This window comes from Pedobacter steynii (assembly GCF_001721645.1).
GTDB classification, from domain to species: Bacteria; Bacteroidota; Bacteroidia; order Sphingobacteriales; family Sphingobacteriaceae; genus Pedobacter; species Pedobacter steynii_A.
Window position 1 is genome coordinate 912,407 of the sequence record NZ_CP017141.1, and the last position, 22,811, is coordinate 935,217.

Annotated in this window: 11 protein-coding genes; 2 read left to right on the top strand and 9 right to left on the bottom strand. The window is 43.1% G+C overall.

Going from position 1 to position 22,811, the window contains the following annotated elements; all coding sequences use genetic code 11:
- Positions 1–9: 9 nt before the first annotated feature.
- The 5 genes from BFS30_RS03700 to BFS30_RS03720 all read right to left on the bottom strand — a co-directional run bounded on the left by BFS30_RS03700 (position 10) and on the right by BFS30_RS03720 (position 9,679).
- Positions 10–1,335 carry an IPT/TIG domain-containing protein gene (locus BFS30_RS03700; protein ID WP_069378033.1) on the bottom strand — a complete coding sequence of 442 codons (1,326 nt, stop codon included), beginning with the start codon at positions 1,333–1,335 and terminating at the stop codon, positions 10–12.
- A 295-nt stretch (positions 1,336–1,630) separates the two neighbouring features.
- Positions 1,631–4,132, bottom strand: a complete 2,502-nt coding sequence (locus BFS30_RS03705) for a glutaminase family protein (protein WP_069378034.1) — start codon at positions 4,130–4,132, stop codon at positions 1,631–1,633.
- Positions 4,133–4,156: 24 nt separating this feature from the next.
- Positions 4,157–5,326, bottom strand: a complete 1,170-nt coding sequence (locus tag BFS30_RS03710) for an aldose epimerase family protein (RefSeq protein WP_083251945.1) — start codon at positions 5,324–5,326, stop codon at positions 4,157–4,159.
- A gap of 24 nt (positions 5,327–5,350) precedes the next feature.
- Complete coding sequence (locus tag BFS30_RS03715) at positions 5,351–7,813, bottom strand: glutaminase family protein (protein ID WP_069378035.1); 2,463 nt, start codon at positions 7,811–7,813, stop codon at positions 5,351–5,353.
- Between the two features lie 33 nt (positions 7,814–7,846).
- A complete protein-coding gene (locus BFS30_RS03720; protein ID WP_069378036.1) occupies positions 7,847–9,679 on the bottom strand; it encodes a glycoside hydrolase family 2 protein in 1,833 nt (610 codons plus the stop codon).
- 208 nt (positions 9,680–9,887) lie between these two features.
- Here BFS30_RS03720 and BFS30_RS03725 point away from each other — a divergent pair, with 208 nt between their 5' ends.
- Positions 9,888–12,410, top strand: a complete 2,523-nt coding sequence (locus BFS30_RS03725; RefSeq protein WP_237028708.1) for a beta-L-arabinofuranosidase domain-containing protein — start codon at positions 9,888–9,890, stop codon at positions 12,408–12,410.
- A 56-nt stretch (positions 12,411–12,466) separates the two neighbouring features.
- The gene (locus BFS30_RS03730; RefSeq protein ID WP_069378037.1) at positions 12,467–14,071 is read left to right on the top strand and encodes a solute:sodium symporter family transporter; all 1,605 of its coding nucleotides are present in this window, start codon (positions 12,467–12,469) and stop codon (positions 14,069–14,071) included.
- Here BFS30_RS03730 and BFS30_RS03735 read toward each other — a convergent pair whose 3' ends face one another.
- From BFS30_RS03735 to BFS30_RS03750, 4 genes are all read right to left on the bottom strand, one after another.
- The gene (locus BFS30_RS03735; RefSeq protein ID WP_237028709.1) at positions 14,072–16,072 is read right to left on the bottom strand and encodes a sialate O-acetylesterase; all 2,001 of its coding nucleotides are present in this window, start codon (positions 16,070–16,072) and stop codon (positions 14,072–14,074) included.
- Between the two features lie 19 nt (positions 16,073–16,091).
- The gene (locus BFS30_RS03740; protein ID WP_069378038.1) at positions 16,092–18,302 is read right to left on the bottom strand and encodes an alpha-galactosidase; all 2,211 of its coding nucleotides are present in this window, start codon (positions 18,300–18,302) and stop codon (positions 16,092–16,094) included.
- 26 nt (positions 18,303–18,328) lie between these two features.
- Positions 18,329–20,341 carry an alpha-galactosidase gene (locus BFS30_RS03745; RefSeq protein WP_069378039.1) on the bottom strand — a complete coding sequence of 671 codons (2,013 nt, stop codon included), beginning with the start codon at positions 20,339–20,341 and terminating at the stop codon, positions 18,329–18,331.
- A 73-nt stretch (positions 20,342–20,414) separates the two neighbouring features.
- Entirely contained in the window at positions 20,415–22,754 is a 2,340-nt protein-coding gene (locus BFS30_RS03750; protein WP_069378040.1) for a glycosyl hydrolase family 95 catalytic domain-containing protein, read from the bottom strand.
- Between the last annotated feature and the right edge of the window lie 57 nt (positions 22,755–22,811).

The following is a 22,811-nucleotide window of genomic DNA, read 5'->3' on the forward strand; positions in this document are numbered from 1 at the left end:
CGTTTTAGGTTATTCGATAGAAATTGCGCGTATGCGACGGTTAATCAGATCCGCAACATAGAAGGTTCCTGTTGCAGAGTCGTATATGATTCCATACGGTTGATCGAACTGCGCATCTCTAAGTGCTCCATCTGCATAACCTGCGCTGCGGGGTCTGCCGGCAAAAGTGCTCACCACACCCTCGGGAGTGATCTTGCGGATACAATGATTAAATATATCTGCTACATAAAAATTATCATTTTCATCGAATGCACCCTGATGGGGCTGGTCAAATCTGGCATCTACCCCAACGCCGTCATTATGCCCTGCGCGTCCTCGTCCCCCAACAAAATGTACAGGGGCTTCCAGCTTTCTGGTTTGCCGGTTATACCTTGATTTCAGAATGTAATGTTGGTTAACTACAACGATGTAGGCAAAATCACCACTTGGCGCAAACTGAATGTTAAATTCCCAGTTATTATCGTCGACCCGGAATAATAATTCTGAGGAATTGGTTTCTTTGTTCCATTTAAAGACCTCTCCTTTTACATAACTATTGTAAAAAAAATCTCCTGTCTGAGGATGTGCAGCCCCTCCATTGGTGGTTCTGTTATAAATAAGGGAGTTCCATTCCGTAAAACCTGAAGCAGGTGTCAAAGCAGCGGTGCTCAAACCCCGTTCATCCCACTGATCATTCGTAACATATAAAGTCTCCCAGCTTGGGCTAAAAGAAAGCGTTCTGGGTCTGTCCAAACCTTTTCCGGTTCTGAACAAGGTTTTAACCTCTTTCTTAGCCATATTGATAAAACGTAATCCTCTCCTTTGCTCCAGTAAATAGATATTTTTATGTTGATCAAAGATCATCCAGTAGGGTTCTTCAAACTGTGCCTTATCAAAGGGTCCGTCTACAATTGCCGTCTTTCCATCTTTATCCGTAAAGCCCACCAGGGTGCTTACCGCGGGTCTGAAAAGGTATCTAAATTCGTTCTTAGAGATAATTTCCTGAACCTTATCGCCTTTACCAACCTGTACTTTGATGAGGCCGTTAGCGGCGCGGGAAGGCACCAATACATATAACGCTGAACCACTGGCACCAACAAGCGGTGCAGGCTTATCATTGATGAATACTTTAATCACCGAGGTATCCGTTCCGAAATTATTCCCTTCGATTACCATTTGTGTGCCGACTCCTCCACTATCCGGAAGAAAACGCAGCAGTTCAACGGGCTTATTAGGATCGTAGACCTGCTTAACCTGTTCAGTTTCTTTCTTACACCCCCAAAGGAAAAAGAGGAGGGTAAGAAAAAAAAGGCATATCCTGATATGCACTTTTAATAGCGTAAAATCTTTGTTCATATTTGTTTATTTGGTTTATAATCTGGCTCGTTAATGAAGTCCCTGTCGTCCGGAACTTGCGCAATACAAGTCCTGACAACCTGAAAAGAGATCATCGACTAAATTTTAATAAACCCGACAGAAGTTGTTTTGTGCGGGTTAACGATGGTTAACCTGCTAAGTTGAGTTACCGAAATAAGCGTTGCTGTTCATGGTTTGGTTTGGTTTAAAATATCTGGTTATTCTTTTGAATTCAACTTAATTTTGTCACTCGCAACTTCATCTAAACAATATGATTTTATGTAGCCTTGCAGGGCTACTTCTTTGTATTACTATTTCCTTCTTTAGGATCTTTATTCCATTTACGTTCCAGTAGTTTTATAAAATATCCGCCCACTACACTCCTTGCCGTGAAATTCTGACGAACGGCATCTTTGGTTTCATGCCAGTCGCTGATTGGAGAGCGGGAAGGGGTTTCTATCGCATATAAATAAATCGGATCTATTAAAGCTTCGAAATCCGGGCGGTTGCCGGCCAATACCGAGGTCCAGAGTACCCAATCCGATTTCGTATAAGATTTACGGCTATCAAGGGGTAAACCATACTTATTCTGCTTGCTCAGGTAATACTTCACTTCCGTATCATAAACCGTTTTAGTAAACAGCCCAAGATTTAACAACTTGTCCCATACCAAATTATACTTTTGGCTCCAGGTTCCTTTCTGACCAAAAGCCAGGCTATAATGATCTCCATCATCTGCCAGCTCCATCCATTTCTTAGCCATTTCTCTGGCCATATGGGTATACTTTACCGAAGTTTCGGTATCACCAAGTTCCTGAGCCATCCAGCCATAGGCACCGAGCGCGACAATTGCTTTGATGGATAAATTGGCATTTCTGTTCAGGTGCCCGGCAAAATCATCTGTACACAACTGATTGCCAGGGTCAAACCCTTCTTTACTCAGGTATTTTGCCCAGGTGCTCAGGGAACTCCAGTGCTTTTTAGCATAGGCCGGATTACCCTCTGCTTTTACTGCCGCAGCAGTAATGATGATCATATTACCCGATTCCTCTACCGGCATATCTTCGCCATAAGTCTGGCCATTTGCCAGAGGATAGGATCCCAGATCATGTGCCGGATAGGGCTTTTTCCACCGCCCGCTTTCACTATACTCAAACATTCCATTCAGTAAACCTTTAACCAGTTCAGGGTTATAAGCCAGAAATAAAGGAGCAGATGGGTACGTAATATCGACGGTATAGATGGAACCATTGCTATAGTTCTCTTTTGACATAAACAATAACTCTCCCTTTGGGCTCTTTACTAATTTATGGGCTGAAATCGCCTGTCTGTAAGCAATCACACATAACCCGGCATACTTTGCTCCTCCGGATGCTAAGGCATCAGCATACATTTCGGCGTCGAATTCATTGCACTTTTTGATGATCGGAGTATATTCAGCAGCGGATTTTTGAAGCAGGGAACCGAAGGTCCTGCTGCCATCATTGTTCCACCAGGCTTTTAGGTTTTTACCAAAATACTGTACAGACTCCAGGTCTTCATAGGCCAGCATCACAAACTGCCGTTTTGCACGATGATCTACCAGACCAAAATCCAATACCGTATTCAGCGCATACTTTGTGCCTTTAACCTGACCCGCGTTTACAGGTATTCCTCCCGACTGGAATAAGGCGGGACTTGCAGCAGCGGGGGCAATAAATTGCGTGCTTTTCTGTGACTCTGGTACTGCCACATATACATAACCCCAGTCTATGCGTACATTATCCCCACTTTTTTGCAGGACTGGCTGCGCCGTTGTACCGGCTCTTAAAACCGACAATCCAGGAAGGCTAACTGATTCTGCAACAATTTCCTGAGCAGGAGAATGTACCGCAATATCAGAGGATGCGCTAAACAGAACTTTAACCTGATGTTTCTTTTTATCGTTAGACTTCAGCTCGTAAGTAAGGTAAGAAACAGGTCTGGAAATCAGCTCCAGATCGTTCATCAATAAAGGAGAGGTAAAAGTAAGCGCCAAATCAATACCACCGCATTTAAATGTATAGGCAGTCTGGGTTGCTTTTATTATCCTGCTGCCCTGTTCGGCCGGAATAGTTTTAGGATTATTTGCCGGATCATCAGTAACCAGCCCGATATCCAGCCATTGTCCGCCGGCAGTATTTGCGATATGAACCGCTAAAACATTATTTCCTTTTTTCAGGCTTTTTAAGGCTTCTTCTTTTATAGGGACATATTCATATTTATGTGGTGCTGTGAACCCTTTTTTACGGAGAACCTCTACCCCATTTAAATACACTTCGACCTGATCATCATGGCTGATTTTAAGATACAATACCTTTGGCATGCGCTCATTGAGTTGAAAATTTCTAAGCGCCCAAAGCTCGTTGCTTTTCCATTTTGTTCCTGCCTGATCGGAGGGATTTCCAAAAGGTGCCAGACCTGATTTCCATGCCGAAGCATCGAAATCAAGTTCATTCCAGTCATTTTTTGGTGCAATCTCTGTAAAGCTCAAAGGGTAAACTTTTTCATCTGCAGCGGGCAATATGGTTTTATAAACCTTTTCAGCAGGTCCCAGGAAATTATAAGTCTTACCGTCTACCTGAATTAATCCGCTCAGCGCCTGTTCAGCACCTGTCCAATGGGTGCTTACCGACTCGTTCAGCTGATCTGTATTTGACCATATACTGAAATATGGGTCATGAGTAATTAAGGGATAGGATGGCGCTTTACTTTGCTGTGCATAAGCGACAACTGAAGTCAGTCCGAAACTAATAACGATTAAAATTCGACGGATCATAGGTATAGGGAATCTTTTCAATGGTTATTTGGATACAGAAAATTTATAAATGGACTGGCTTTGGTAAGATTCGCCTGGTTTCAATACCGTACTTGGAAAGGATGGCTGATTCGGGCTGTCAGGAAAATGCTGCGTTTCTAAAGCAAAGGCGGTTCTGAAATCATCTTTATGATTTCCTTTCATCGTGTTTTTGCTTTGCATAAAATTTCCACTGTAAAACTGCAATCCCGGCTGATCGGTATATACGCTCATCACAATTCCGGTTTTATCACCGGTAACAATCGCAATGGCATCATTAACCTGGTGTGGATTTAATACGAAATTATGATCGTACCCCTTGCCGTTCTGAAGTTGAGTATCTTTGGCTTCAATATCCCGGCCTATTGTTTTAGCATGGGTAAAATCAAATGGACCGCCTTTCAGATCTTCTATTTTACCGGATGGAATTAAAGTAGAATCAACAGGGGTATATTTGTCTGCATTGATTTTAAGCAAGTGATTTAATATACTTCCACTTTGAGATCCATTGAGGTTAAAAAAGGCATGATTGGTTAAGTTTACAACCGTATTTTTATCGGTACTAGCCTTATAACTGATCTTAAGGGCATTGTCATCGGTTAAGGTATAGGTTACCGTAACATTCAGGTTTCCAGGGAAACCTTCTTCCATATCTTTTGATAAATACCGCAGTTCTAAGGTCTGTGAATCCAGCAAACTGGCATCCCAGACCACATCCTGATACCCCTTTTTTCCACCATGTAAAGTATTACTGCCATTATTGGTGAAGATTTTATAGGCTTTGCCATCTAAAGTAAAGCGTCCTTTTGCAATCCGGTTGCCATAACGACCAATCGTTGCGCCAAAATAAGGCTCAGTAGATTTCTGGTATCCATCAATGCGGTCAAATCCTGCAACTACATCCACCAGCTTACCTTCTTTATCCGGGACCAACAGTCCAACCAGCCGGCCACCAAAGTTAGTGATCAGTGCTTTTGAACCGGACTTGTTTTTAAGGCTGTACAGGTGAACGGGTTTATCGTCTATCAGCTTCTCAAAGGCTTTAGCGGAAATGTTACTGGTATCCGAAACACCCTGATCCTGCGCAGATTTTTGCGTAGAAGAATTACAGGCAGCCGCTAAAAGCAAGGTCCCTGTAACTAAAGGTGTCATCGTTTTTCTTAAATAAGTTTTCATCAGTCTATTGTTTTTAAAGGTTCATTACCTTTTATTCAGCATGTAATCCAATAATTTTATAGCATATCCCCCCACTACACTACGCGCCTGGAAACCTACCTGCTTTCCATTGGTGGTCTCATGCCAGTCACTCATTGGAACTCTATCCTCAGTTTCCATGGCAAACTTATAAACCGGGTTTACCAGTTTATCGAAATCAGCGCGGTTATCAGTAAGCGTCGCAGTCCAGATGATCCAGTCTGATTTGGTATAAGTACGGCGACTGTCCAGCGGCAGGCCGAATGCATTTTGTTTATTCAGGTAAAATTTGATTTCTTTCTGGTATACCTCTTTTGGAAAAATATCCAGGTTCAACACCTTATCCCATACCAGATTGTATTTTTGGCTCCAGGAATCTTTGTGATCAAAAGTTAGTGCAAAATGATCTCCGGCATCAGCCATCTGAATCCACTTTTGAGCCATTTCCTTTGCCATATTTTTATATTTTTCTGCCACTTCAGTTTTACCTAATTTTTCCGCAAGCATGCCATAGCTACCCAGGGCAACGATTGCTTTAACAGATAAATTGGTATTACGGGCCAGGTGACCGGCAAAATCATCGGTACACAATTGGTTGGCAGGATCAAATCCCTCTTTGCTCAGATAATCTGCCCAGATGCTTAATGTTTCCCAATGTTTTTTAGCGTACTCTGCATTTCCTTCAACTTTGGCGATTGCTGCAGTTAAGATGATCATGTTTCCAGATTCTTCAACTGGCATATCCTCACCATAGGTTTGCCCGTTTGCCAAAGGATAAGTACCCAGATCATGTGCTGCAAATGGTTTTTTCCATCGCCCACTTTCGCTATAATAGAAGATTCCATTTAGCATGCCTTTCAGCAGATCAGGATTATAGGCAAGAAACAAAGGTGCGGAGGGATAGGTCACATCTACCGTATTGATAGAGCCGTTACTAAAGTTCTCTTTTGACAGGAAAAGCAGATCGCCCTCCGGGCTTTTCACCAGCTTATGTGCAGAAATGGCTTGTCTATAAGCAAGGACACAAAGTGCTGCATATTTATCGCCTCCGGCTTCCAGTGCTTTTTTATACATCGCAACATCAAAATCATCGCATCTTTTGATGATCTCTTTATAGCTTTCCGCAGCACTGACCAACTCGTTTTCGAAAGATTTATCTCCATTGGTATTCCAGTATGCCTTAAGGTTTTTCCCGAAATACTGAACCGATTCCAGGTCGTCATAGCCAAGCATCAGGTATTGTTGTTTTGCGGTACTTCCTACCTGTTCGAAAGACAATACGGTACTTAAGGACAATTTGGTGCCGGTAGCAGAAGTCTGCAGAGCCATTTTATCAGGCTTAACAAAACTGCTTACCGCATTTTTTAGCGGAACAACATACTGGCTGGTTGACGCGGCGGATGGAGCTGCCACATACAGATAACCCCAATCTATCCGAAGGTCATCACCGGATTTTTTCAGCACTTTCTGGTCGGCAGTTCCGGCTTTCAATACGCTTAAACCATTTGCATTTGCTTTCGACACCTGTACCCGCTGCCCGGTGGTATTCACCGCAATATTCGTGGAAGCATTAAAAAGTACCTCTACCTGATGTTGTTTTTTATCATTAGAATGTACACGATAAGTGATATAAGAGACCGGCCTGGATATCAGGTTCAGATCGTCCATCAATAAGGGAGAACTGAAGGTCACCAGGAGATCTACCCCTCCCGCTTTGAACTCATAACTGGTTTGAGTGGCCGTAATGTTAACTCTTTTCTGTTGTGCTCCGGCAAGCTGTTTTACAGGTACAGCGCTGGAAATTAGTCCGGCATCAAGCCATGCACCACCAACGGTATTTTTGATGTGAACGGCGAGTACGTTTTTACCTTTTTTAAGGTTTTTTAATACCGCGTCCTTTAATGGGATATAAGAAAACCGGTTACTGGTCCAGCCAATAAAACTATATACCAGATCGCCATTCAGGAAGACCTCAATATTATCGTCATGGTTCAGTTTTAGCGTAAGGTCTTTTAGTGCAGGGTTGCCCAGTTCAAAAGTTCTTCTAACCCAAAGTTCTTTTGAGGTCCAGGCTGTACCTGCACCATTGACCACATCACCGAATGGAGCACTACCAGATTTCCAGCCGGATTCTTTAAAGTCGATACTGTTCCAGTTTGCTGCCGGGGCGGACTCTGTATAGCTGAACTGATAATCCTCATCATCGGATGTCGGAAGCACATTGGTGTAAGGCTTTGAGCTTGCCCCTAAAAAACTATAGGGGATTCCATCAACCTTAATGACACCTGTTAATGATTGTTCTGCACCTGTCCAGTGCCTGGTGACAGCTGTATTAACCTGATCTGTGGCAGACCAGATGCTAAAATAAGGGTCGTGAGTAATTAACGGATATGATGGAGCAATACGTTCCTGAGCGGAGGCATTCAACAGCATAGCCGATAAAGCTAAAGTGATCAATAATCGTTTCATATATGTGTTTGGTTTGTGTGTTTATCTTAAAAATTAGGGGGTAACCAGATACAATCTGTCGTTCGCCGCTTTTATTTTTGCTTCAGGAAGTTTCAGAACCCTGTCGTAAGTCATCAGTCCGTTTGTTTCCTGCTCCACATCGGTGGTTTGTGTGTACACTGCTGCAGATAATCCTTTTTTGATTAAACCTTCAATACTTCGGATAAATGAATCGTATTTCTCAAAAAGCTCATCGGCAGTTTTGAAAGACTGGTATCCCCAGTTGTCTTTTTCTTTCCAGGTATGGCCTGATACCGGTAAGCCCAATCCGCCGAACTCTCCCAGCACAATAGCATGAGTGGGACCAAAAAGGTCTGGTCTCGGCATTTTCGGGTCCGGATAATGATGCAGATCCACGATATCGCCGGTGATGACGTGATTGCCTCCGCTCGCACTATTTACCAATCTGGAAGGGTCTTTTGCTTTGGTCCATTCCGCAATTTCTTTCGTTTTAAATTGCCCCCAGGCTTCATTGAATGGAGTCCAGACCACAATGGATGGGAAATTATGAAGGTCATCCATAATTTTACTCCATTCCTTACGATACATCGCTTCTGATTCAGGGCTACGGTTTTTATCCGTTCCTCCCATTGTACCGAGATTGGGTTCCCAATGATTGCCAAGATCACCACTAGGCATATCCTGCCATACCAGCATCCCCAACTTATCACATTCATAATACCATCTTGCCGGCTCTACTTTAATGTGTTTTCGGATCATATTAAAACCCATTTCTTTGGTTTTCAGGATATCAAAAATCAAAGCTGCTTCTGTAGGAGCGGTATATAAACCATCCGGCCACCATCCCTGATCAAGGGGACCATATTGAAAGACAAACTCATTGTTTAACAACATCCTCTGAATGCCATTCTTATCCCTGGCCATTGATGATTTACGCATGGCAAAATAACTACTGGCTTTATCAATGACCTTCCCTTTGCGCAGGACTTCAACTTTAAGATCATATAAGAAAGGATTTTTCACAGACCATAGTTTTGGATTTTCTATGGCTAAAGAAATCGCCTCGTTAACAACTGCTTCTTTTTGAGCAACTTTATTTTCACCATCCAGCGCCGTGATTCTAATCTGATCACCAGGTTGCGCAGACTCCACATTTACATGTACTGCCAGTGTTTTCGCATCAATATCCGGGGTTTGTCTGGTCGCTACGATATGTGTTTTCGGAACGCTTTCCAGCCATACAGTTTGCCAGATTCCGGTAACTGGTGTGTACCAGATCCCTTCAGGTTTCCTTACCTGCTTACCTCTTGGCTGTGGTCCTTCGTCGGTTGGATCCCATACACGCACTTTTATTTCCTGTGTTCCGCCTTTTTTAAGCAGACTGGTAATGTTAAAAGTAAAAGGGTCAAAACCACCCTCATGCTTACCCGCACTTTTGCCATTCACAAAGATTTCAGCCTGCCAGTCTACCGCTCCAAAATGTAATAGTACTTCCTGATTTTTCATGGAAGCCGGAACAGTAATATTGTTCTTATACCACAAGACGCTATCCTTGCCTACGGTTTTGGTTACGCCTGATAATGCCGATTCTACCGCAAAGGGCACCAGGATACTACCTTGATATTTTACCGGGTCATTTTGATTTTTTGGGGTAATTGCGTAGCTCCACAAGCCATTCAGGTTTTTCCAGTTTTGGGTACGCACAAGTTGCGGACGGGGATAATCCGGCAATGGGGATTTAGGATCCACCTGTTCTGCCCAGGGCGTTACAATTCGATCTTTAGTTAACGCCCATTTTTTTTCCTGCGCATGTAGTGAAGAGTAGCTGAGCACAAAAAGCAATGCGCCAGATAATATTTTGTTCATAAAATTTAAATTTGGTCAGGTCTGTAAAACAATCAATTGTCTGCTTCGAACAAGACCAAATATTGGACTTTTACCTTTAGATCGCTCTACAGTTCTGTATCATAATTTCTTCATATTGTATCAATCTGTCACTCCACCAGAGAATAGCTGGTATTTTACAATAACTTGTCGTCAAAACAGGTACACACAATGCACCATTTATAAGACTATGAGCCTCAGGAAATCTATGATTTTAGCGCTGGCTATGATTCCATCATGGCTATTTGCTCAGCATGAATCTGGCAGCCCCTACATATTTAACCGGATACCGTTAAATACAGATGCCTATGTACAACTTCCATTAGGTAGTATAAAAGCTAAAGGATGGCTGTTAAAGCAACTGGAACTACAAAAAGATGGCGCTACCGGAAATGCGGAATTACTTTATCCTGAAAGCAGCAATCTTGGGGCAGATTCTGACTGGCTGGGGGGCAAAGGCGAAAGCTGGGAACGTGCTCCCTATTATGTAAAAGGGCTTATTGCACTTGCTTATACCCTCGGAGATCCCGGTTTAAAAGCAAAATCAGAAAAATGGATCAACTGGACATTAGATCACCAACAGCCAGATGGCTCTTTTGGGCCAGTCAAAATGAAAGACTGGTGGCCAAGAATGCCCATGATGTATGCCATACAAAGTTATTATGAAGCTACAGGCGACAAACGGGTAATTGGCTTTTTCAGCAGGTACTTTAAATACCAGCTGGACAACCTGGATAAACAACCTTTATCAGAATGGAGCAAATCAAGAACTGCAGACAATATAGAAATCGTCTTGTGGCTGTACAACAGGACAGGAGAAAAATCGCTCTTACAACTGGCAGAAAAATTAAAATCACAAGCCTATCCATGGGCAAATATTTTTACCGGCAATCAATTTTACCATTACGGAGATGACTTTCACACCAAACACAGTGTTAGTGTAGGACAGGCGCTGAAGTTCCCTGCAGTCTACTCACAACTCAATAACACCCCATTTTACAGAGATGCGACTCAGAAAGGCATTGATCATTTGATGAGGGACCATGGGCAGTCGACAGGAATTGCCTCGGGTACTGAATTTCTTGCAGGAAGAAGTTCCTTTCAGGGAACCGAAACCTGTACGGTAGTGGAATGGATGCAAAGTCTGGAAACCGCAGCGAGAATAATACATGACGCGAAACTTGGAGACCGGCTTGAAAAAATAGCCTTTAATACCCTACCAGCACAATTTAGCAGGGACATTAAATCTCATTTATATTATACACAACCTAACCAGGTGTATTGCAAACATGGCAATTCAGGCTTTGATGAAGATTATGATGGGGCTTTACTGTTAAGTCCCTATGCTGGAATGGGCTGTTGCAGGTACAACATGCATATGGGTTGGCCTTACTTCGTTAAAAACAGCTGGGCAGTTACTCCAGACAAAGGCCTGGCAGTAATCGCCTATGCTCCGGTTGAGGTAAATGCTTTTGTAGCGGGGGGTGTTCCCGTAAAACTTCAGGTGATGACAAATTATCCATTTGAAGAAGAGATCAAAATTAAGGTTGATCTGAAAAAGGCAAGCCACTTTCCCTTAAAACTACGCATTCCGGAATGGTGCAAAAACCCTCAGATTTCTATCAATGGCAAAACTTTGCCTGGTGTTAAAACTGGTCAGATTTATACCATTAGCAGAACATGGAACACCGATGACCAGGTACTCATCCGCTTCCCTATGGAGGTAAAACTCAGCAGTCAGGTCAATCATTCGGTCACCGTAGAACGCGGGCCAATTGTATATGGATTGAAGATGGATGCCCGATACAGCATCAGGAAAAAGCATCCTGTTGAGGGCTTTTTCGACTACGAAGTTTCTCCCTCTTCTGCCTGGAATTATGGATTGTTTTTAAATGGAAAAGACCTTACCGGAACAATTAAAGTTCAACGTACTGCGATGCCGGAAAATCCTTTTATACAGTCTGCCACCCCTGTAAAACTAACTGTTACGGCAAAAAAAATCCCTTCCTGGACTCTGGCATACAACAAAATGCATGCGCTTGAAGTGCCCCGAACTCCGGTAGCTTCATCAGAACAAACAGAAGAAATTACACTTACCCCATTTGGATCAGAAAATATCAGGATCAGTAATTTTCCGGTTATCGGAGTTCCGGAAAAAGCAGGAAAAACCTTTAAAGAGAATTTCAGCAAAGCAACGCTTAAAGACTGGCTTTTATACGGTGGCAGTTGGTTTATTAAAGATGGCGCCATCCATGCTGCATCTAACAAAGGTTCCTGGGGATACGGGATACATGGATCTAAAGCCATTGCCGGAAACACCTTTTTTTCTGACCTGAGTTACAAAGCAACGGTACAACTGGACGCTAAGGGTGATGCCGGATTGATATTCAGAGTGACCGATCATGTGATCGGATCCGAAGCTTATAATGGATACTATTTAGGCATCAATGCAGATTCCGGCCAGATCCAGCTGGGCAAATCGTCAAATCAAAAATGGACAGTGCTGGCTACGGAACAACAAAAACTGAAAACAGGAAAAGCCTATAAGGTCATGATATCAGCCAAAGGTGCCGAGATCAAAGTGTATTTTAACAACGCTGTAAAACCTGTCTTCTCTGTGACCGATAATGAATTCAAAAGCGGGTCTATTGGTGTAAGAGCTTATGATGCATTGGCCAGTATAGATAATTTAGAGGCTAAAGCAATCAAATAGATAAAACTCTTTGGCTATATTAGTAAAAGATATCAGCTATCATTGCCTCCTTATAAATGAACATTACTGCTTTTGCCACCTTTATTATCGTCACCTTTCTGGTTGCTTTGATTTCCTGGGTGAAGACCCGAAGACATAAAATAACCACCTCTGCGGGACTCTTTTTAGCAAACCGAAAATTGAGCTTCACTGCAGTCGGTACCGCTTTATTTTTCACCAATATCAGTGCTGCAGAATTTGTAGGCAACAGCGAATCCGTATACCTCAACAACATGACAGTAATGGCCTGGGGCATAAGTTCCGTATTTGCCATGCTCATTGTTTCTGAATTTGTAATCCCTGTTTATTTAAAGGGAGCCATGTCTACTACACCTGATTTTCTGGAAAACAGGTACGATTCGCAAACCAAGAAACTGGTATCTATTGTTTTCCTGATTGGATATATGGTTAATCTATTACCGATTGTATTGTATACCGGTGCTGTAGCATTAAATGGTTTGTTTCATTTTTCAGATATCTGGGATATTAGTTATGGTGCCAGCATATGGATCCTGGTTTGGTGTATCGGACTGATCGGCAGTTTATACTCCATTCTCGGCGGATTAAAAGCCATTGTGATTTCGGATCTTGTATTAGGCGTCTGCATGTTCAGCGGGGCCTTATTGCTGGCCTATTTCGGATTAAAATACGTTGGCAATGGCGATTTACAGAACGGCATACACACCATACTCTCCTCAAAGACAGAACACCTCAATTCCATCGGAACTGCCGGCGATGCCATTCCATTTTCTACCATTTTTACGGGTATGATCTTAATGAATCTGTTCTACTGGGGCACGGAACAGGTTATTGTACAACAAGCCCTGGCCTCTTCCAACCTGGAGGCCAGTCAGAAGGGGATTGCGCTTGCCTGTGCAGGAAAACTGCTGGGTCCTTTACTTTTTATTTTACCAGGGATTATTGCCGTTCATATGTACCAAAGCATGGAAAATACAACCGAAGTATTTTCCAGGGTAGTAAGTGAGGTATCCCCTCCTGTGCTAAGCGGCTTTATTGCAGCAGTTATTTTCGGTGCAGCGATCACCTCCTTCTCTCCCGGTCTTAATAGTGCAAGCACCTTGTTCATCTTAAATCTGTACAAGCCTTTTAAAGAGAAAGAGGGCATTCCTGTTACTGAAAAGAATTTGCTGAAGACCTCCAAACGGTTCGAGATGTTTGCCTCATTACTGGCCATGTTCATTGCCCCCCTGTTCCTTTTTTCAAGCGACAGCTTTTATACTTTTATGCAGAAGATCAATGCGGCATTCAGCATCCCCATCTTTACCATCATGTTTGTCGGATTTGTCACCAAAAAGGTTCCACCAATTGCGGCAAAAATAGGTCTGGCATTTTGCCTTACCGGATACATACTCACACAAATGGTTTTTGATACCGGCATCCATTTTTTGCATGTACTTGCCATTCTTTTTGTCCTCACCTCAGTCATCATGCTGATCATCGGAAAACTATATCCGATGGAAAGGGCATATGTAGCACAGAACAAACCGGTTGTTGACCTCAAACCCTGGAAGTACCGCCATTGGGTAAACGGTCTCCTCCTGCTCATCATGATCCTGCTATTCCTGCTATTCTCCCCGCTTTATCTTTCAGCAGCCAGGTAATTACTTCGTGCTATCAGCCCATTTATCTGTCCGGAATGGGGATGCAGGAAGTCCGACGCCATTTACCAGGTTACATACCGGATTATTGGCCCAGGCATACCTTACCGCAACCGGTTCAGGAACCTCCTTACTGCTCAGCACAATTTGATTTCCTTTGATTTCTGCTTTGGCCCAGTGAAATTTCTGATCTGAACCGGCAATAGCAAAGCCTTTCAGTTCTGCACCATCACTGGTTTTTAATCCTTCAGCTGCAGTGAAATTCAGTTTAACAACACCCGATTCTATTTTAGCAGACTGGTACACGGGTCCGGTATAAGGAACCTTAATACCATAGGTTTTTGCAAGCGCAATTAAAGCCAGCCTTTTGCCCACGTCCTGCTTATTTTTTGGGTGGATATCTCCTGCATCACCGAGGTCGATAGACACCGCCATTCCGGTATTTGGCAGGGAAAGTGCTCCGCGCTGTGCATCTCTTAATTCCGCCCATGCAGAAGCCACCGGTTTTTCATCTACCTTCATAAAATTAGCCAGCTGTACAAAATAGAAAGGAAAATCTCCAATTCCCCATTGCTTTCTCCAGTCTGTGATCATTGCTGGAAAAAGTGTACGGTATTGATGTGCCCGGTCTGCATTGCTCTCCCCCTGATACCAGATAGCCCCTTTTATCGGGAACTGCAGGAAGGGATGAATCATGGCATTGTATAACACCGTGGTTCGGTTGGGACCAGTACTCAATGCGGGTGTTGGGGGGATATCTTTGAGGTTCAGGCCCACTTTATATTGCCATTCTCCATCCAGGGAAAAACGCGACCCGCCTTCAGAAACAAGAGAAATCACGTCCTTATTACCATAAATCCCACCACCACCAGAGCCATCAAAGATCCTGACTACCAGTGCAAACGTTCCGGCCTTTACTTTATTTGCCGGAATGGTATAGCTCCGTGGTTTATTATAGCCCTCCGTCTCCCCTATTTTTTCACCATCGAAAAACGTAATGTCATTATCGTCAATGGTCCCCAGGTTAATGGTCAGTTCTTTGCCCTCCCAGGCCTGTGGAATGGTAATGTTTTTTCTAAACCAGACTACTCCATCAAATCCAGGCATTCCCGCCTGTTCCCATTCTGTTGGCAATGACATCACCTTCCATGAAGAAACATCCAGTGAGTTGGCAATCCAGGCTGGCTTGCCCGCTACCAGACCTGTATCTTTTGCAAGCACTAACTGTTGCCAGCTGGCCAATTGCTGCTCAAGGCTGGAACCGCTTTTATCCTTTTCCGAATTTTCAATTTTGTGGACCGCTTCCACAAAATCAGGCATTGTTTTAAGCGTAGCGCCACTGGTCCATGCTTCGGCAATCGTACCGCCCCATGAGGTATGTATTAATCCAATCGGTACTTTGGTTTTATTATAGATCTCTCTGGCAAAGAAATAAGCCACAGAAGAGAATTCGGCAACATATTGAGAATTACAGGGCTTCCATCCTGAATTGGCAACCTTAGCATCATTCAAAGGAGAATTACTGGTCACGTGATCAACCTGCAATAACCGGATATCCGGATATTTAGCCGCTGCAATTTCCTGCTCATAATTATTTACCTTTCCCCATCCCGCCAAAGGCATCTCCATATTAGATTGTCCGGAACAAACCCATACTTCACCAATCATGATATTCATTAAGATCAATGGATCTCCATCAGAGATCGTCATTGCATAAGGCCCGCCATAAGATGGGGTAGCCACCAAAATCTTCCAGTTGCCAAGCTCGTCTGCTTTTGAAGTATAACGCGCACTGCTCCAGGTGGTACTGATGCTGATCGTTTTTCCAGGATCAGCCTTACCCCAAACCACAGCCTTCGTCTTTTGCTGGAAAACCATGTAATCGCTAAATATAGAAGGCAGCTTTACTTTTGCCTGAACAAAGTTGCTGATACAAAGCATTACAGAAAATAGGGTAAGGGACAAAAGCCTTTGCTGGATTTTCTTTTTAAGATTCATAGTCATGATTGGTTTTTAACAGGGCTTAATTTACAGCTTCAATTTTTAAAACCACACTTGTTCTTGATGAATTTACATCTGGATTAAATCCTGCTTTCATCAGAAAGTCGCCGGTATAGGTTGCTTCCCCTTTAATGCTCGATTTTGTACCGGGATAAAGATTTATTTCCTGGATTTTGTATCTTTTTGCAGGGTCGAGTCCTTTTAACAGAATAGGCGAACTGCTGTTTACCGCATACCTGTAATTTACAAGGTAATTGAAGATAACGCCTGACGATTTGTTTTCATCCAGGTAAAGCATAGAAGCAACGCTCGATTCTGTTGGGTTGGACAAGCGGTATTGATTTCCCTGCCAGATGATCCCTTTCAGTGCATCGTAATTCTTTATCGCATCCTGGCAATATTTAAGTTCATCTGAACTGAGTTTACTAACCACAATATCAAATCCCAGTTTACCCATCATTGCAACGTCCGTACGGAACTTTATCGGTTGTTTACCCCAGTCCGTCACATGGTTTGAAGTCGCGATTGCCGGATAAAAGTAGGAATATTCCCATTGCATAAAAATACGTTCCAAGGGATCTGTATTGTCACTTGGCCAGAATTCGGTAAAATACTGCAGCGCGGCATAATCTACCCTGCCACCGCCACCGGAGCAAAGCATCATGGGTACTTTAGGGTATTTTGCCCTGATCCGTTCTAACACTTTATATAAGCCTTTTACATATTCTATATAAAAATGGTTTTGGTTTTTAATCGTTGCCGAATGCGCATTATAAATTACCGCATTACAATCCCATTTAATATAAGCCAGATCGGGATTCTTGGTAAACAGCCCATCTACCACCCCATAAACAAAGTCCTGCACTTTCGGATTGCTGAGGTCAAGCGCCAGTTGGTTCCTGAAATAATGCTCTTCTCTTTGCGGCTGTTTAACGACCCAATCCGGATGTTTTTCGTACAATTCGCTTTTAGGGTTCACCATTTCAGGCTCTATCCAGATTCCGAATTTCACCTCATTATTTTGTGCCTCTTTAACCAGAGAAGAGATTCCATTTGGCAATTTCTTTTTATTTTCCTGCCAGTCGCCCAATCCGGCAACATCACCATTACGGGGATATTTGTTGGCAAACCATCCATCATCCAGGAGGAAAAGATCTACCCCCAGTTTCCTGGTGTCTTTTAGCAGACCGGCAAGTTTGCTCTCATTAAAATCGAAATAAGTAGCTTCCCAATTGTTTAAAAGCGTTAAGCGGGTACCTTTTCCATCTAACAATTTATAGTTTCTCGCCCATTGCTGCAGGTTCCTGCTCGCCAGACCTTTTCCGCCTGTAGACAAAGTATATAGGAATACCGGCGTTACAAAAGCCTCCTTTGGCTTTAAGGTATAGGTTGAAGCATAGTTGTTGATGCCGGAAAGAATCCTCAGGTTGTCCTGAAAGTCAACTTCCAGATCAGTCCGAAAATTACCGCTCCATTCTAATGAACCAAATAAAACAGTTCCTTCATCTTCTGTTGCAGGTTTCCCTAGAGAGACCATAAACACTGATGGCTGGAACAGATTGGCCCTTGTACCCAATTTGCTGTCCAGCGTTTTTATGCCATGTGTGAGTTTCGATTCTTCGGCCTGCATCTCTTTGGCCCAATCTCCATGGTATTGATTTAACCAATAACCGGCACTTTTTATATACAGATTTGCAGAAGCAAATTTATGTAAGGTCACCTCACCTTTTTCCTGATGCTGAATGGAGCTCCATTGTTCTACCACATCTTCTTTAAAATAAGTTTTATAGTAGAGTGTAACCGAGAAATTGTATGCCGGATCTTTTAAAACAATGCTAAGCAAGGAAACATTATTGTCAATTTGCTTTAAATCATGACTTACATATTTCAGGTCCAGGGAATTGTTCCCATCTGCATGGGTTACGCTGATGGCAGGTTCGACCAGATTCCTTGAACCAGACGAGGTATAGGCAGAATTGAGAACACCTGTATAATCTGAAGTCTGCTTGTACAAAGCTGGAACCTGTAAATATTCTTTGTTGTTTGTTAATTTCTTACCGAAATAAATGGTCCCCAGATGCTTATTGGTATCTGTTTGCAGAACCAATGCATTGTTTTGTGTTTCGATAGGGATGACCACTGATTGTGCTACAGACTTAAGCGGAATGGAAGCAGAGAAAAGCAGTAGTAAACAGAAAGGGATGAAGGTAGTATTCAATGGGACTTTAAACATTATCAATGGTTTTATAGCTTATATAATTATTTCGTTATTTTAATTAGTGTGGCATCACCGGCAGGCAGTACAAATTCAGCATGATTAACCGAAGCTCCGGATTTATGGGTAAAAAGATCTTCCAGCTGGTATCCGCTAAAGGTTTTTAAGCCGAGAGCAGCCGCATTAATCACAAACTTCTTTTCTTTGTCTCCATAATTGAAAATAGCCAGGTAACGCGTATTACCTGATTGTTTAACAAACATTTCCGAGGCCTCTTTATCCGCTTCAACTGGTTTGAAGGATTTTCCATCTTTAATAACTGACAATAATGCCTGATTCTGGAACAGTTCTGTTGCACGTCCGGTCCATGGCCCTTTCGCTGAAAAATCATCTCCAACGATAAAACTGCCCGTAACAATAGCTGAAAGCGTTCTCGCCCTATTCGCACCGATACTTTCCGCTCCAAGTACCACATGGTCTGCATCCATATAGTCATACAAATGGGTTTGCCACCAGCCATAACTAAGGCTGTTGAGCGTATATTTCGTATCTCTTATAGATTTAAAAGCATCGCAGGCGATCCTTCTCACATGAATATACCTGCCTGAGGCCATGGTTGGTGAAATGGCTGCATAGACCAGCATTTTATCATCCAGTTGTTTGAGTAAAAAGGACATCCCCTGATCATAAGCCTGCATTCCTGTGGTAACTTTTGGATCATAAAAATGATCAGATTCTATAGCCGCATGTCCCAGGAAATCAATTTTGATCATTTCATAGCCACATTCTTTGAGCTTCCCGATCACGAGGGCAATTCTTTGCCGGGTACCCGGATGCGTTGGATCTAACGCCCTGGCGCCGTCAATATCGTGGTAACCCGGGCCCACTTTGGTCCATAGTTCCCCAAATTTGTAATTTCCGCCTTCTGCCCTTCTATCGCCGCCCGATTTAAAACCCCAGTCTGTAAAAGGGGCCCAGTAAATACCCGGTTTTAATCCTCGTTTTTTAACGTAATCTGCAAATTCCTTTAGCTTTGAATAATCCCCTTCCAATCCACCTTTCAGCATATTGTCCCAAAAGGAATCCAGGTCGACATATAAGGTACCCTCACTTCTGAAAGCTTTCAGACTGTCTGCAAAGAAATCCGTGACCTTTACGATTTTATCAAAGGAAATTTTTTCCTGCATCACGCCCCAGCTGTTCCATCCCAAAGGGGTCGGATGCTTCCACTTAAACACAATCGGGGGTTCTGCAGTTCGGTTTGCTTTTGCATAGGCGTCCATACCCATTCTCCAATCGTCAAATAGGCCGTAAAAAACCTTCGGAGATTTAACCACATTGCCTGTTAATGCACCGTGAGGAATGGTATCCCTGGTGATGCTTTTTTCTGTAAAACCAGCTTGTACCCTGATAAAGGTATTACCTGCGCTGTCGATCCCCGTAACGGTACCTGTTTTCCAAACCCTATGGTTTACTGATCCGGAGATCAGGCCTTTGAATGAACTGTTGTCGTAAATGGCGGCGACCTCTGAACTGATCTGTTGTTCATTTTTCGACAGCTGCTTTGAATTATAGCTGATAAAGGTGTCATTATCGAAAGGAACGAACACACTCCTGAGTGCTTTGACGCCCTTCAAAACAGGAATAATGCCCTGAACAGGAATCATTTCATTACTGCTGACACTCGTTCCTGAAACTTCGATTTCCACTAAAAAATAAGGCAGCTGATCGTAGGTGTAAAAGATCTGCCTCATATCCGGCTTTCCGGCAGCACTAAGGTTAATGGTATGTCTTATCCCTTTTCCAAACTGATCTGAAATCTGAATACTGGTATAATTCCTTGTTAAATAATCTTTTGAACTATAGACCTTATCGCTCTCTTTAACGGTTGAAAACCCGTTTTTCAGGAATTCATCGGAATTCTGATAGACATTAAAAGTTCCTGATTTCAAGTCGTAGATGATTTTTCCAGTCCTGCCAAATTTAAAAGTAAGGGCATGAGCCTGACTCAGAAAAAAGACCAGGAGGAACAAACAGGAAAGTAATTTATTTTTCATTGTAATATGATTGTTTTTTTTAGCAATTATAAAGCGAGCATAAGCATATCATTGCTTTTGGTCAGCGGGATAGTTAAAGACGCTGAGCGATAACTTCTTTCAGTTCGCCGTTCAGTTTTACCTTAACTTTTTTCGCCATTGGAGATGCAATCCGGTAACTGGTAATTTTGCCATCTTTCCAGCTCATGTCAATGGTAAAATTTCCCCGGGCTTTAAAGCCCTTTACATTTCCGTACTTTTTCCAGGCATCCGGCAAAGCAGGCAACAACTCAATAAAACCATCATGGCTTTGCAAAAGCATTTCCGCAATACCCGCGGTGGCACCAAAATTACCATCAATTTGAAAAGGCGGGCCCGCCGACAAAATATTGGGATATACCCCTCCTCCTGCACCGTAATTGATATCGGTCCTTAATGTTGGTTTCAGGATCTCCTTCAATAACTTAAAAGCCCGGTTTCCATCCTGCAGTCTTGCCCAGAAAAGTAGTTTGTAAGCTATGGTCCAGCTTGGGCCGTCATCGCCCCTTACCTCCAGCGTTTTTTTTGCCGCAGTAGCAAGTTCAGGTGTAGAAAAAGGACTGATCAGCGAAGCGGGATATAAACCGTATAAATGAGAAATATGCCTGTGCTGGGGGTCTGTTTCTTTATAATCTTCCAGCCATTCCTGAATGCGCCCATCTTTGCTGATCACACCTGCTGGTGGCACCGATTTTAACGCTTCCTGCAATTCTGCTCTAAATGCAGCATCGATATTTAAGCGTGTTGAGGCTTTGATTACGTTCCCAAATAGCTCCCTTACAATCTGATTGTCGATGGTTGGCCCCATTGATATACTCGCCGTTTTTCCATTGGGTAGATAGAAAGAATTTTCGGGAGATACGGAAGGAGAAGTAACCAGCCAGCCGGATTTTGGATCTTTGATCTGTGCACTTTTATAAAATTCTGCAGAGCCCTTCAATATCGGATAGATACTTTTCAGGTATTTTAAATCCTGACTAAACTCATAATGCTCCCAGAGGTTATTACATAACCATCCTGATCCGGCATTGGAAGCACCCCATGAGGCACTTTCCCCGGGTTCTGTAAAGCCCCAGACATTCGTGATCACATGGGCAATCCAGCCATTCGCATTGTAATACGCTTTTGCAGTTTTCTGTCCCGGTTTTACCAATCCCCTCACCAGTTCTGCCAGAGGCAGGTTTAGTTCAGAAAGGTTAGCTACTTCTACAGGCCAGTGGTTCATCTGCACATTCACGTCGAGGTGGTAATCACCGTTCCATGGGGTATTTATTTCTTTGGCCCATAAGCCCTGAAGATTAGGTGGAAGCAATCCCACCCTGGTACTGCTGATACTTAAATACCTTCCAAACTGGAAGAATAAGGAAGCAAGAGAAGGATCAGCCTCAAAGTTCCTGTAGAAGCCGTCCAGCCTGATATTGGTAGGAAGTTTTGCAGATGCACCTTCACCCAGGTCGATGCTCAGTCTTTTAAACAGCTTGCCGTAGTTGGCCATATGTCTGCTTTTTTGCAATTCATATGGCTTTTTAAGCGCAGCTGCAAGAACCTGTTTTGTTTTTTCCTGAAAGGGAAAACTTTTGAAATCTGTTCCCGCAGCAACATAAATAACCACTTCTGTAGCATCTTTAATGAGCAGCGAGTGCTGATCGGCACTAAGCGTACCTCCCTTTTGCCGGGCACTTACCCGGGTCAGGTATTGCATTCCTTTACCATCGGTTCCATTATCCAGTTGCCCGGACATCTGTAATTCATGCCCTACTGTTTTTACGGCATATTTCTCGGGCCTGTTCAACAGAATCCGGAGGTTGAGCTGACCCGGCTGATCTGCAGTTAAACGGATCACACTCAGGTCATCATCAAAACTGGTAAAGTATTCTCTTTTATAATTTACCCCATTTACGTTAAACCTGCAATTGGCTACAGCCTGATCCAAAGACAATTCCCGTTGGTATTGTTTAACTTCCGGCTGAGCAGCGGAGATTCCTTTATAGGTAAATTCCAGTTCCAAAGCACCAAGAGTCTGATACTTTCCCCATTGCGGGCCACCGGATCCAGGGCCTTTACAAACAAAATCTCTGTTGACAAGGTCCTGGGCTTCGTCATTTTTTCCTTCCAGGATCAGCTGTCTTATTTTAGGCAGGCTTTTATAAGCATCATAATTGTTGGCATCCTGCGGGCTGCCAGACCAAAGCGTAATGTCGTTAAGCACTATTTTTTCCTTGGAAATCCCCCCGTCAGGGGTCATTCCTAAACGTCCGTTACCCAGGGGGAGTGTTTCCTCCCACTGTGCAGCGGGTTGGGTATAAAATAGCTTTAAATTTTTGTTCTGACCAAAGCTGACTAAAGCAGTAACCAGACATGCCGTTGTAAGCAGGCATTTTTTGTTTAAGATCATTATTTCAATTTGTGTGTGTGGTTCAATACTAATCCCCCGTCAATTTAGCAAATTGAC